Source organism: Halomicronema sp. CCY15110, from assembly GCF_016888165.1.
Classification (GTDB): domain Bacteria; phylum Cyanobacteriota; class Cyanobacteriia; order Phormidesmidales; family Phormidesmidaceae; genus Halomicronema.
Window position 1 is genome coordinate 36,189 of record NZ_JACSWC010000421.1, and the last position, 12,996, is coordinate 49,184.

Here is a 12,996-nt window from a genome sequence, read left to right on the forward strand (position 1 = left end):
GGGCATGTTCACCTGGCAATGGATGGCAGCTTGCTGGAATCCATTTTTTCTATGGATCTTGATTGGCCACACCTTCAACCTGTGTACTTTTGCCAAACCTAGTAGCAAACCAGCTTTTGATATCCGGTAGCACCATAAACTCAATACACCCCTGAGATTGACCTAATCGATGAGCAAAACCGGCAGTGAACGCAAATAATCCTGCTCTGCTCCGGATTTTCATCAGTTCCAGCGGGACGGGCCACCAACCGCCGAAAACATAGCTGATTTTTTTCCTGAGGCTAGTCGGCGGCGCATATTTCCTAGGGATTAACATCAGCCACTTGCCCCAACCGCGAAACTGGGAAAAAGTATCGCGCAAGCTCAACTTATACCGATACTCAACAATGGCCCGAGGTGCAAAATACAACCTGTAGCCTTTAAGCTGCGCTCTAATGCAGTAATCCCGATCCTGATCCCGAAGAAAGTCTTCATCAAACCCGCCGATATCCTGGTGGATCGATTTTAGAACCCCCATATTGCACGAAGCTCCAGTCTTAAAGAAACCATCTTCGGGGAAGGGGGGAAACTGGTGCTCGAATAAATCGCTGGCATGGAACAGTTCTTCACCGACTCTGACCGAAACAGGTTCTTGAACGCGCCATTCGGGGTTTAGGGCCGAGACACTCATCGGGCCACAAACAAAGCCATTTTGCTCAATTGCTGCGGCAATTTCAGCCACCCAGTTATCGCGCACAACATCATCAGCATCGCAAAAGGCAATCATTTTAGCCTGAGCGACTTCGACCCCCTGATTCCTGGCATAAGCGGCTCCTTTACGTTGGGAGGCATCAATAATTTTTAAGGTTGGAATTTTAGAGTAAAAACTTTCAGCAATTGCTTTGGTCTGATCTTTTGAAGCATTGTTGACAACGATGAGTTCCCATGGCTCGTCCCATGTTTGTCGAGCTAATGCTGCCAACTGTTCACCGAGGGTGCCTTCTGCATTATAGACGGCAAGCACGACTGAAAGTTTCATCTCTAATCCTTATACAAAAAGCTGATTTACTTCAATTGTTCATTCATTAACTGATGGTTATGGGAAAGTGAACGGTCTTAGAAAACAGGCAAACATTATCGGGAATAGTTCAATTGCAATGGACTATGGACTTGATTTTACGCAGAGGGTAAGAATTTAGGAGATTTGATACGATGAGCAGACTTACATTTATTCGATTGCATCAAACCTATCCTGTAGTAATACTGTCTATTGTGCAATTTGAACCTTGTGACTTCAGCTAAAGAGGAATAACTGGCATTGTCGATGCTGTAGTCATCTATGGCAACTCGACTCTTCATGATTAGACAAAAATGTCCGGTTTATCATAGCAACATAGTTGCTATTCTCCAATGAAGAGAGAATTTGCGTGCGGGCTTAATCCGTGATCTCTAGTGACCTGCCAGTAGGCCGAACGATTTTCTGCGCCAAGTTTCCTGACCCTGTTGGGCTGACGCCGCTGACGATTTGACCAACTAGTAGAGGTCGGCGTAAATATATCCACTATCGGCGATGGCTAGGGCACCGGGTGCAAGGTTTACGGTTACAGGTGGAGTCCTGCCAAGGGGTAGGAAAACTTCCGCCACCAAGTACTAGGCTACATGGTGGCGGCAAGCTGAGGTCTCCAGGCATCATCCAGCATCAAAAAGCTGACCTGTGGTCTCTGGAAACGCGTTTGAGAATGCAATGCCCCTCGTCAAGTTTGGCCTCCGCTCAAGTCTCGACGCCGGCCGGGTAAGCGCAGTCGAAATCGAGATGCTTGGGGATATAGTTTCGGCGCTGCTCTCCTAATCACGTTTGACCTGATGGGTCGTCGGGGCAGTCGCTGAATCTGTCTTTGGATGGCCGAGGTGCCCATTCCAACCGGCCTCCTTTTCCTACCTCCTTTTAACGATGCTTGGGAATCTCTTTGCTAGCAGATTTTCCTCCACGAAGATGTCTGTTCTGCGCAGGTCGGCGGCGGCTCACACCGTACATCTAAGAGAACCGTCTTGACCCAACGGGAATGTGAGCCGCAGGCGGGCACAGGCTTCCCGCGCCACCTTTTATTGAGAGGAGGCAGCGACAGTGAAAGGGGTCGCGATCGCTGCCATCGATTCCCGATCGCGTTGGTTGGAGACGAAGCGAGCAGACTCGTGGGATTCTAATAAATGTGGTGTGGACTGAGTCTTGAGCACATTAAAGCTGGCACAAGACCAAGAACCAGCCATAGAGCCAAGGCGTCAAAACGTCGCCAGCCCCGCCCAGCGTGGGCGCTCAAAAAGGCAGTCATACATCAGAGATGAATATCGTCACGCCAATGACATTGAACTGGTCTTATTCTTTTCCGCCGCTTTACTCTGGCAAGTTACTCAAACGCTACAAACGGTTCCTGGCTGATATTGAACTGGATAGCGGCGAAGTGATTACCGCTCACTGCCCCAATACTGGCCCGATGACGGGGGTCTGCCACGTGGGAGGGCGAGTCATGGTGTCGCGGAGTGATAATCCTAAGCGCAAGCTGGCCTACACCTGGGAACTCACAGAGGTGCACGATAATGAGCCCACTTGGGTGGGAACGAATACGGCTTTGCCCAATCGTGTGATCAAATCGGCCCTGGAGGCTCGTTTATTTCCCGAGTTAGGTGACTACGGCAAGGTGCGATCAGAAGTGAAATATGGCACCGACGGCAAAAGCCGGATTGACTTTTTACTGGAGAGCGAGGGCGATCGCTCCATCTATGTTGAGGTCAAAAACACCACTTGGGCCAAGCAAACCCTGGCCTTGTTTCCTGATACGGTCACCACCCGTGGACAAAAGCATTTGCGGGAAATGACGCAGCTGTTGCCGAGTGCGCGATCGGTCATGCTGTACTTCATCAATCGGGGTGACTGTACGGAATTTGCTCCGGGAGATGATGCGGATCCGGAATATGGACAACTGCTGCGCCAAGCTCAGACGGCAGGCTTGGAAATTTTGCCCTGTCGATTTGAGATTACCCCTGAAAAAATTCAATATCTGGGATTGGCTAAACTCGCCTGGTGAGTGGGATCGAGGTCGGATCGTGGATCCGCTCTCAAGGCTTTTGCACAATGCGATCACCTTCTCGTTAACAAAACGTTACGCTGCTGGTTTTTCTGAGCTCGCCGACTGAAAAAAACGACACTGGGAAGATCTGAGACATGGTTTCCACAGGGTTAATCGACTTTTCCCCAGAATGAAAGATTTTTCCACAAGTCATCGAACAGCATCCTTGAGATCCGTCGTCAGCGTCCTGAGCGAATCTGGAGTTTTCCACAACCTCATACAGCTAGAGCAGCAGTTTGCTATCGCGCAAAAATTCCAAAAAAACGGGGCAAAGTCGCTTGACATGGTAAATCTTAAGAAAAACAAAAGAGCCGACAATACAGATGTTTCGTTGACACATCTACCCCCCCGTAGCGCACAATGTAGCGACCAGCAAATGAGTGCTGGAAACTCCACCTATGTTTAGAGGCAAATTTGTCTCGATGCATAGACAGCGAGCAACAGTTGAATGGTGAGACTCGACAATTTTTTGATGGAATTCTGAGTCTTACTTTTAGAAGCCTTCTGGGACATCTACAGCACAGATCCATGGCCGCGAAAGCTCGTCGCTGCTCTGATTTTTTCTTGTGATTTTCCGTTTCTTAGAGATATCCCCTTTGACAATTAGGAGTTATAGAATGTATCGCCGCATTAGCATGCTTTCCGAAATCCCTGAAGATTTGCATGATTCCCTATCTGTTTTCTTGGAAAAACATCCGGACTGGGATCAGGATCGGGTATTTTCGGCAGCGATTTCTCTGTTTCTCTTGCAGAATGGCAAGCGTGATAGTGCGACTTCTCGAATATATTTGGATACTTTGTTTGATGTTGCTGCGTGATCGGTTTTTAGGGTGATCAATAGTGCTCTCAGTATTTTATCCCGCTAGGTGTGACGTGGTTGGAATGCTGAGAGCTGCACGACATTTGGAAAGTCTGACTGATGCCGTTTATTAGATACTCTGATGTCAAAAATTGTTTGATGATAATGCTGGAGATTGTAGAGACTGCATGATCGCTGTGGCGACTCCGGTCAGGTCGTGAATGGGGTGAAAGTCTTGAGCATTTGGCCCGATCGCAATTAACGGTACCGCATTTAGGGTGTGTCGTTTAGTCGTCAAATTTTCGACGTTGCCGTGGTCACTGGTGATGACTAGGGTGACGTTGGTGGGCAAGTTTTCCACAAGCTTTTCCACACACTGATCGACTCGCTGTAAGACCGCGATCGCGGCTCCCCAATCTTGGCGATGCCCAGCGTAGTCTGGCAGGAAGCATTCAAATAGGGTGAAGGTATGACGTCCTCCCAGGGCCGCTAACCGTTGTCCGGCGACGGCGGGGCTAATCGGCGGAGCGGTAATGATGCCTCGGGCGGCGGCTAGTTCTCCGGTGATGTCCCAAAAGATGGCCTGTTCCTGCTCATACTCGCTTTGCATCCGAAAGGGCAATTGCGCCGTGAGATTCACCAGCGTCCCTACGGCGTAACGAATGCGGCGTTGAGCGATCGCTTCAAAATAGGCGGGCGAGTACAGGTTCGCCAGGGTGGCCGTACCGCCCAACTGCATGACCTGACGAAATAGGCTGTGAGCTTCGATGAGCTGGCGCAAAGAACCATTGGCAAACCCCGATTGATGATGCCCCCGAAATTTTGCGGCATTCATGCCGGTGTAAAGGGTCGTCTGCCCCGTGGCACTCTGCGGTAAGCCGGGAATGCCCAGCCGGGCATCAATGGGTTTTGCCAGTACCTGGGGTTGACGCACCGATAACTCCCGCACCAGTGGACTCCCCAACAATTGACTGAGAAAGGGTGTGTGTTCTGGAATGGCGAGGGGATTATCGGTGGCGCGATCGCCCAACCCCACCCCATCGAGAAAGAGCAGGATAAATTGCGGGCGATCAGGCGGCAGCGACGGCTTCATAGACGGATCAGCTTACAGACAAGATTCGCGACTGTTCCCGCGATCCCAGGCCGAGCCGATTGATCGAGGTGGCCGCAAATCCGGCCTCGGATGAGTCCTGAGTGTAGCAGGCACGCTTGCCTTGCTGGGGGCGGCACCGTCAACTGTCTTCTGGAGTCTGTTCGGGAATCACGCTGGAAAACGATCGCGGCAGCTTGTCTAAGCTCTCCACGGAGTCCAGTTCGTCGCCCGCCGCCGCCCCCAAATCCTTGAACTTGCGGGCGGTGACGAGCACTCGCGATTCTAGCGACCCGACGACTTTGTTAAAGGCATCCACACTGCTATCGAGGCCCCGGCGGAGCTTGGTCATATGGCTGATGAGGGTGTGGGTGCGATCGTACATTTCTTTGCCCAGGTTGCTGATTTGTTGGGCGTTTTCGGCGAGTTTTTCTTGACGCCAGCCATAGGCTACCGCTTTCAGCAGGGCAATCAGCGTGGTGGGCGTGGCGAGAATCACCCGCTGATCGACGCCAAATTCGATCAGGCCGGGGTCTTGTTCTAGCGCGGCGCTAAAGAAGGTTTCGCCGGGCAAAAAGAGCACCACAAATTCCGGTACGGTTTGAAACTGATCCCAATAGCTTTTGCTGCCGAGCTGGGTCAGGTGGGTGCGAATTTGGCGGGCGTGATGCTGCAAGCGATCGCGCTTGGCGGCTCCGTCCGTGACCTCCAGCGCTTCCAAATACGCCTGTAGGGGGGCCTTGGAATCCACAATGATGTGGCGCTGATTCGGCAGTTGAATCACCATGTCGGGCCGCAGCTTGCCGTTTTCCGTATCCACCGATGCCTGCTGGTAGAAGTCGCAGTATTCCACCATGCCCGCCATTTCCACCACCCGCTGGAGCTGAATCTCGCCCCAGCGTCCCCGCACGGTGGGCGATCGCAGCGCTTTGACCAAGTTCGCCGTTTCCCCCTGGAGCTGGGTTTGCGCCACTGCCAGGGATTTCACCTGTTCCGTCAGGGTGCTGTAGGCGGCGGTGCGGGCGGTTTCGAGTTCTTTCAGATGGGTGTTGACCTGTTGCAGTGAGCTTTGTAGCGGATTGACCAAGGACGCGATCGCCGCTTGCCGCTGCCCCAAATCGCCCTGGGCCTGACTCTGGAATTTGGCTAGCAGGGTTTCCGCCAACTGCATAAAGGACTGCGAGTTTTGCTGAAGCGCCTCGGCTGATAACGCCTTGAAGGTGTCGCCTAATCGCTGCTGGGCTTGGTTAAGCAGTGTCTGCTTTTCTTGGGAGAGGGCTTGTTCTTGCTGCAAGCGGGTTTGCACTTCTGACAGGTGCGATCGCGCGGTGACGTATTGCCCCTGGAGCTGCTGGAGTTGGGTTTCGCGTTCCTGGAGCTGCTGTTTGATTTGCGTGACCTGGTCGAGTTGGGCTTCAGCCGTGGCCCGTTGGGTCGCCTCCTGTTGCCACCCGCGCTGCATGGCTTCTAGCTGCCGCTCCCGCTCTTGGAGGCGGGTTTGCAAATCTTGAATTTGGCGGTCTTGCTGTTGCAGGCGTTCGTAGGTGCTGGCGCGATCGGCCACCACATCCGCTTTGGCCTGGGCGCGAATGGTCTGAATGCGCGTTTGCCACCAGAGCGCCGCGATCGCACTCCCAAACCCCACCCCCACGAGCCCCCAAATGAATCCTTGCACTGCCTGCTTCCCAGAATCAAGTGCCCCCAAGGTAGCAACATTTGTACTAATTCTCAATGAGCCCCGACAAAAGTGCTGAGCACTGTCATTGACTCCATGCCTACTGAGCAGTTCTGGAGTGCAGGGTCGAACCGATACTTGCCGAACTCACCAATACCATCGCGACCACCATTCTGAAGCTCAACTGCTCGCCCAAAATAATCAAGCCAATACAGGAGGCGACGGCGGGTTCCACGCTCATTAGCACGCCAAACACCTTGACGGGAAGCTGACGGAGGGCCGACATTTCTAAGGAATAGGGCAGCGCCGACGACAACACGGCAACCAACAGCCCCATCATCAACACGTAGGGATTCAGCAGGTTAGTGCCCTCGGCGGCGATGCCAAAGGGCACGATCGCGATCGCCCCCGCCGTCATCGCCATAGCCACCCCTTCAGAGCCGGGAAAGACTTTCCCCACTCTGGCCGACAGGAGAATGTAAGCAGCCCAACAGCTCCCCGCAATCAATGCCAGCAGCACCCCGATAGGATGTAGCGATGCGCCCCCGACCGGCGCTAGCAACACCACCCCGGTGGCGGCCAGCATGACCCAGAGCCAATCCGCCCCTCGTCGCGAGTGGGCTAAGGCCACGCCCAACGGCCCGATAAACTCCAGCGTGACAGCCGCACCAATGGGAATGTAAGCGATCGCGTGATATAAACACGCATTCATCACCCCCATCGAGAGGCCCAGCAGGGCGAGCAAGCGATATTCTTGCCAGGAGTGATGTCGCCACTGGGGCCGGAACAAAATGACCAACACCAACGCCCCCAGGCCCAATCGCAGACTGACCATGCCAAAGGGACTGACTTGGTCAAACAGGCTTTTGGCGATCGCGGCTCCTGAGTGAATGGATGCCATCGCCAAAAACAGCATCAGAATCGGCGATCGCCAGTTTTGTTGAGTCGTCAGTTGCGCCACACAGTCCTCCGAAATTTGGGTTGAAGCGTCTCTGCACAGTACCGCACCCGTCTGACCAACATCTAGCAAAGAACGATATGGGCTCTATGAGCCGCTTTCATGACGAATGCTCCCGTTTGCCGGAGGCGTCTCAGCAACCAGCAGTGCCGCACTGTAAACTTATTTAAAGAAGGGCGCAGTCTGGCGCTACTGATTTCTCAGGAGGCTGCTTGATGTCTGTTGCGACTGCTGTCACCGTTATGGATTGCACCTGGCCCTGGCAAGGCTTTCCCATTCGCTATCAAAAGGCGGGCATGGCGGGGGCTCCGCTGCTACTGATTCATGGATTTGGTGCTTCCAGCGACCACTGGCGCAAGAATATCCCTGAGCTGGCAGAAACGAACCGCGTTTATGCGATCGACCTGATCGGCTTTGGCAAATCGGTGAAGCCCTATCCCGGCGACCCTGTTCCCTACACGTTTGAAACTTGGGGCCAATTAGTGGTGGATTTCTGCCGCGAGGTGATTGGCGAACCCGCTTTTTTGATCGGCAACTCCATTGGCTGCGTCGTGGCCCTGCAAGCTGCCGTGATGGCCCCCGACCAAGCACGGGGCGTGGCGATGCTCGACTGTTCTCTCCGCCTCCTGCACGATCGCAAACGCGCCACCCTGCCCTGGTATCGCAGTGCCCCGACCCCTCTCTTTCAAGCCCTGTTAGGATTTCGACCCTTCGGACAGTTCTTTTTTTCGCGACTGGCGCGGCCCAAGTTTGTGCGCAATGTGCTGAAGCAGGCCTACGGGCGTGAAGAGGCCGTCACCGATGAACTCGTCAACATTTTGATTGAACCGTCGAAGGACGAAGGGGCAGCGGACGTGTTTCTGGCCTTTGTCCGCTATTCCCAAGGGCCGTTAGCGGAAGATCTGCTGCCGCAAATGCAGTGCCCGGTACTGGTCATCTGGGGCAACGCCGACCCTTGGGAACCGATAGAACTCGGTCGCGCCTACGCTGACTACCCTGCCGTCGAAGAATTCATTGAGTTGGACGGCATCGGTCACTGTCCCCAAGACGAAGCGCCAGAACTGGTGAATCCGGCCCTGAGAGACTGGGTGGCAAAACACTGAGGTTGGCGGCCTGGTGGTTACTGGTCACTGATGTCGCATGAGAGAACTGATTCATTTGCCCACTTGCCGACCGAATGAAGTGCTCACTATGGATGCAAATTCCACTCAACTTGCCCGAAAGTGCCTTTTCGGGGTTACGCAGCATCCCTGATAAGTTTGGGCAAAAATTGCTGATTACTGCTGGGGTGAAATTGCATGAGATGCGCATGATCACGCAATCCAAGGCAGCAGCGATTTTCTCTAGGAATGACAGTTTTCTTCATCGGTTGATTCCCGTTGTTGTGAGGCTAATCGCATAACCGGAACGAGGACGTTAATTAATCCCGCGATCGCTCCAATCACCGTTGCTACCGCCACAATGACACAGGCTGTTGCCAAAATAATCTCGGTCGGACTGGTGCCGTACTGCATCCAAGCCGACGGGGGTTCTACCGGAGGAGGTGACACGATCATCAATTCGGCACGAGTTGTATCTGATTGAGATGGGTTGGTGTTGAAATCGGTTGTGTTCATTAGCGTTTCCTTTTTTCGATTTGCCGATGAACACAAGGTAAGCCAATTGCTTCGGACACTTAAGGACAGAAACGGAGAGATAAAAAGTTTCGCTAACTGTCCGTTCCCTAAGGACTCTTGCGGAAACGTGAGCTAGCTTAGGGGTATCATTTGCAGCTTGACTGAAACATGAGAGAGACTCGCGATCGCGATAGCGTTCTAGCAACGCAAGAAGGAACTCGCTTACTCAGAGAGGCTCAGGCTGACAAACGGAATCATGAAGGTAAACGTTGGACGCAGGGCGATATTGCCACCGCAGCAGGCGTGACAGACCGTACGGTTGGTCGATTTTTCAGGCGTGAGCGACCGATTGACGAAACAGGTGCGAGAGCTATTTGTCAGGTCTTAGGGGTTGAGTTTAATGATGTCGTTGCTGCGCCGCACCCCTTAAAGCCCCTTCAAACGTCTACACAACCCAGTATTTCTCAACCACCTAACCCGCAAGGATATTACTGGGTCGCGCCCAAATTGGCACAGGCTCGCAAACAGGTACAGCGAGGCATTAGCCATCAGTTTTTTGATGGCGCAGAACCCAACTGGCGCGATATCGCCGCCGAGCATGATGCCCAACGGGAGGTAGAAACCGAGATTTTGACGTGGCTCGAACAGTCGATCAAGAACCACATTCAAACCCCTCTTGCGCTTATTACTGGGCGATCCGGTGATGGTAAATCAACTTTGCTTTATCGAGTTGCAGCCGAATTAAGCGATCGCGGCCATGCCGTTCTCTGGCATAAACCAGGCATGGATTCTCTATATGCAGAAGGGTTGGACACGGTTGCGGATGAGCAGCCCGTCATTGTGTGCATTGACGATGCCCCGCTGTTGCCCCCTGAGAAAATTGAGTCAACGTTGCGGTACCTGTATGGCATGTCGTCGCCAGTTACGTTTGTGGTCGCGGCTCGGGAAGATCTTTGGCGCAGCATGGGCTTGGCACTGGGGACGACAGCACACTTGCAGACTTTTTCCATTCGTGAGTTGAGCGATCGCGATATCCATAACTTGTTAGCCAAACTGACCGCAGTGAATGAACTGGGTCAACTCAGTGTGCTCCCTGTAGAACAGCAAGTGACCAGATTGAAAACCGGGGCGAACCGACAACTGCTCGTAGCCTTGTTAGAGGCAAAATATAACGAAAGCCTGACCAACCACGTATTACGTAACCTCAACCATTTGGAACGCACCTTTGGCAAAACGGTTAGGGATGCTTGCTGCCTGGTGAGCGCTGTCCACACCTTTGGGCTAGAAGTTCCTGCTGAGTACCTGAAAGAGATTTTGCAAACGCCATCCTATCGCACTGATATTTTGGCGAATACGGCAGGCTTTTTGTTGCCTCCATCCATTGGTCACTACGGCATTCATACCCGGCACGCGGTCATCGCTAACGTGGTGTTTCAACATGATCCCGGCGGCTATGAGCGTTTACTCTCCTTTGTGGAAGCCGATATCCAACTTCATCAGGGACAGTTTGCGCCTCAGTTGTGCCCCGCCCTGCGACTACAGGTCCGTCTCAAAACCCTGGACCTAGAACAAGTCAGGCAGATTTTCGACGCAGCCCTATCCGTGCCCAGGATTCGTAAATATGTCTACCAAATCTGGGCGATCTTAGAAAAACAGACCGGCAATCTCGAGGAAGCCCGACGGCTGTTTGCCGCGGGGACGCAAGCCGACCCCAAAAACGCTCCTTCTTGGCAAGCGTGGGCGATCATGGAGCGCGATGACGGCAATCTTGAAGAAGCCCGACGGCTGTTTGCTGCGGGGACGCAAGCCGACCCCAATGAATATCAATACCGCTCAACCTGGCACCAGTTAGAAAAAGATCATTTTGACCCCGACCAATTCCGCCGCTTTCATCAGTGCATGGCGCAGTTGTATCCCCATGACGTTCGCACGTGGCAATCTTGGGCCACCTTTGAACGCCGACTCGGGCATGTTGCGCAGGCTCGCCAATTGTTTGGGAAAGCGCTAGAGGTCAATTCTAAAAACGCCCCTTCACTCAATGCCTGGGCACTGCTCGAAAAGCAAGAGGGCAATTATTCCACAGCGCGTGAACTCTTTCAGCGAGCCACCCAAGTTGCCCCCGCTCGTGCGGAAAACTGGCAGGCTTGGGCGCTCCTGGAAAAAGAATTAGGCCACGTTGATGTAGCCCGGAAACTCTTTGAACAAGCCACCCAGGCTAACCAAAACCAATCCGCCGCCTGGCAGGCCTGGTCACTGCTAGAACTAGAGCAAAACAACCTGGAATTCGCGCTGACTCTAGCCAACCGAGCCGCGACTCTCCAGAAAAAAGACTACCATCCTCGCATCGCCAGAGCTCAGATTTATCAGGCTCTAGGCCAATTAGACGCTGCTCAAGAAGATTTACACCAGGCGGAAGATACCTTACAACGGTATTTGCGATCCAAACCACGCGACAATCGTCTGCTGAACTCTCTCGGGCGAGTCCTGACATTGCTAGGTGATTACGTCAATGCCCATGAGATTCTGCAAAGTTCCTTGGACTGTGCCCCTACTCAACAAAAACCTTATGTCTACAACGGTTTAGGTGAGTTGTGCTACGCCCAAGGATTAGTTCAAGAAGCGATTCAACATTGGCAAACGGCCCTCGAACTTTCACCCCACTATCTCGCGGTACAAAATAATCTAAAGCGCATTTAGGGAATCTAATGCATAAGTGCATTAAAGGGCGATCCCCTTCAGCCATACTTTTCAAGCCGGGACTCGGTAACGCGATCGCGGCACTAAGCCCGAGGGCGATCGCTCATTGCCGTCGATGGGGTTTCCTAGCGTCAGCCCAACCGACCGATCATTCAGCGACACAGAATCTCGTTTTCGTCAGCAGCAATCTCAAGCCCCGACCAGAACTGCAATCTTCCTCTTCCCCCTCATTCCCTCGCCCCGCAAGCACATCCCACCATCCCGAAGCCGAACACGGTACAGACCAGTGTGTCGCTGCGGCCAATACTTTGTCACAATCAACGGTGTTGTTTGCGGTTTTCGGTGCGATGGCTTTGACATGTGAAGGTCTGCTCTCTACCTATGCAGAGGCGTGGCAGGCGGCGACGGTACATCCGTTTTTGACGCAGTGCCAGCAGGGCACGATTCGTCCGACCCAGTTCAATACCTGGCTGGTGCAAGATTATTTGTTCGTGACGCAGTTCACGCGGTTTGTGGGGCGCACGTTGGCGGCTGCCCCGGATGGCGACTTGGACATGCTGCTGAGTGGTCTGAATGCGTTGCAGGATGAGCTGAACTGGTTTCGGGTCAAGGCGGCGGAGCGATCGCTCGACTTAGCCACCCCACGTCAGCATACCTGCCAGATTTATTGCGAGTTTATGGGTAGTCTGGTGAATGCGCCCTACGGCGTACAGGCAACCGCGCTGTGGGCGATCGAATATGCCTACAACCAAGGCTGGCAACTCCCCGGCCCGATGCCCGCTCCCTATGGTGAATTTGCCGATCGCTGGGGCAATCCTGGCTTCACGGACTACGTGAAACTACTCGCGAATCAGGCTGATGCGGCCTTAGCGATCGCGCCATTAGGAGAACAACAGGCGGCTGAAGCCGCTTTTCTCCGGGTCGCCGCGTTGGAAAAAGACTTCTGGCAAATGGCCTACAACGCGGCGGTGTAATCGTTTGCGTCGTCAGCCTCCAAGCTGCATGGGATCGGGGTTTGGCGAGTTCTGTTCATTCTTGTATTTTTGTTTCATAATGG

General features: G+C 53.4%; 11 protein-coding genes. 5 read left to right on the forward strand and 6 right to left on the reverse strand.

Annotated features, from left to right (window positions below; translation table 11 throughout):
• Positions 1 to 49: 49 nt before the first annotated feature.
• Complete coding sequence (locus JUK32_RS22415; RefSeq protein ID WP_204141096.1) at positions 50 to 1,018, reverse strand: glycosyltransferase family 2 protein; 969 nt, start codon at positions 1,016 to 1,018, stop codon at positions 50 to 52.
• 1,064 nt (positions 1,019 to 2,082) lie between these two features.
• Positions 2,083 to 2,247, reverse strand: a complete 165-nt coding sequence (locus JUK32_RS22420) for a hypothetical protein (RefSeq protein ID WP_204141097.1) — start codon at positions 2,245 to 2,247, stop codon at positions 2,083 to 2,085.
• Positions 2,248 to 2,336: 89 nt separating this feature from the next.
• Here JUK32_RS22420 and sfsA point away from each other — a divergent pair, with 89 nt between their 5' ends.
• Together sfsA and JUK32_RS22430 are read left to right on the forward strand one after the other, a co-directional pair.
• Positions 2,337 to 3,062, forward strand: a complete 726-nt coding sequence (gene sfsA / locus JUK32_RS22425; RefSeq protein WP_204141139.1) for a DNA/RNA nuclease SfsA — start codon at positions 2,337 to 2,339, stop codon at positions 3,060 to 3,062.
• Positions 3,063 to 3,721: 659 nt separating this feature from the next.
• Positions 3,722 to 3,922: a DUF2811 domain-containing protein gene (locus JUK32_RS22430; protein WP_204141098.1), complete on the forward strand. Its 201-nt coding sequence runs from the start codon at positions 3,722 to 3,724 to the stop codon at positions 3,920 to 3,922.
• A gap of 126 nt (positions 3,923 to 4,048) precedes the next feature.
• Here the strand turns inward: JUK32_RS22430 and JUK32_RS22435 are convergent, their stop codons facing one another.
• The 3 genes from JUK32_RS22435 to JUK32_RS22445 all read right to left on the reverse strand — a co-directional run bounded on the left by JUK32_RS22435 (position 4,049) and on the right by JUK32_RS22445 (position 7,629).
• Positions 4,049 to 4,996, reverse strand: a complete 948-nt coding sequence (locus JUK32_RS22435; protein ID WP_204141099.1) for an alkaline phosphatase family protein — start codon at positions 4,994 to 4,996, stop codon at positions 4,049 to 4,051.
• Between the two features lie 139 nt (positions 4,997 to 5,135).
• Positions 5,136 to 6,668, reverse strand: coding sequence for a DNA recombination protein RmuC (gene rmuC, locus JUK32_RS22440; RefSeq protein WP_309224606.1), 1,533 nt, complete (start codon positions 6,666 to 6,668; stop codon positions 5,136 to 5,138).
• Between the two features lie 100 nt (positions 6,669 to 6,768).
• A complete protein-coding gene (locus JUK32_RS22445) occupies positions 6,769 to 7,629 on the reverse strand; it encodes a DMT family transporter (protein WP_309224607.1) in 861 nt (286 codons plus the stop codon).
• A gap of 212 nt (positions 7,630 to 7,841) precedes the next feature.
• Between JUK32_RS22445 and JUK32_RS22450 the strand changes: the two genes are divergently transcribed.
• On the forward strand, positions 7,842 to 8,729 hold the full coding sequence (locus JUK32_RS22450) for an alpha/beta fold hydrolase (RefSeq protein ID WP_204141100.1): 888 nt from the start codon (positions 7,842 to 7,844) through the stop codon (positions 8,727 to 8,729).
• Between the two features lie 240 nt (positions 8,730 to 8,969).
• Here JUK32_RS22450 and JUK32_RS22455 read toward each other — a convergent pair whose 3' ends face one another.
• Complete coding sequence (locus JUK32_RS22455; RefSeq protein WP_204141101.1) at positions 8,970 to 9,242, reverse strand: hypothetical protein; 273 nt, start codon at positions 9,240 to 9,242, stop codon at positions 8,970 to 8,972.
• A gap of 168 nt (positions 9,243 to 9,410) precedes the next feature.
• On the opposite strand from JUK32_RS22455, the gene JUK32_RS22460 reads away from it, so the two are divergent.
• Both JUK32_RS22460 and JUK32_RS22465 read left to right on the forward strand, forming a co-directional pair.
• On the forward strand, positions 9,411 to 11,939 hold the full coding sequence (locus JUK32_RS22460; RefSeq protein ID WP_204141102.1) for a tetratricopeptide repeat protein: 2,529 nt from the start codon (positions 9,411 to 9,413) through the stop codon (positions 11,937 to 11,939).
• 347 nt (positions 11,940 to 12,286) lie between these two features.
• Positions 12,287 to 12,913, forward strand: coding sequence for a TenA family transcriptional regulator (locus JUK32_RS22465; protein WP_204141103.1), 627 nt, complete (start codon positions 12,287 to 12,289; stop codon positions 12,911 to 12,913).
• Positions 12,914 to 12,996: the final 83 nt, after the last annotated feature.

Coding starts and splice junctions, on each gene's coding strand:
- JUK32_RS22415 (WP_204141096.1), bottom strand. CDS start 1,018: ATGAAACTTTCAGTCGTGCTTGCCGTCTATAATGCAGAAGGCACCCTC.
- JUK32_RS22460 (WP_204141102.1), top strand. CDS start 9,411: ATGAGAGAGACTCGCGATCGCGATAGCGTTCTAGCAACGCAAGAAGGA.
- JUK32_RS22455 (WP_204141101.1), bottom strand. CDS start 9,242: ATGAACACAACCGATTTCAACACCAACCCATCTCAATCAGATACAACT.
- JUK32_RS22420 (WP_204141097.1), bottom strand. CDS start 2,247: ATGGCTGGTTCTTGGTCTTGTGCCAGCTTTAATGTGCTCAAGACTCAG.
- JUK32_RS22465 (WP_204141103.1), top strand. CDS start 12,287: ATGGCTTTGACATGTGAAGGTCTGCTCTCTACCTATGCAGAGGCGTGG.
- JUK32_RS22450 (WP_204141100.1), top strand. CDS start 7,842: ATGTCTGTTGCGACTGCTGTCACCGTTATGGATTGCACCTGGCCCTGG.
- sfsA (WP_204141139.1), top strand. CDS start 2,337: ATGACATTGAACTGGTCTTATTCTTTTCCGCCGCTTTACTCTGGCAAG.
- JUK32_RS22430 (WP_204141098.1), top strand. CDS start 3,722: ATGTATCGCCGCATTAGCATGCTTTCCGAAATCCCTGAAGATTTGCAT.
- JUK32_RS22435 (WP_204141099.1), bottom strand. CDS start 4,996: ATGAAGCCGTCGCTGCCGCCTGATCGCCCGCAATTTATCCTGCTCTTT.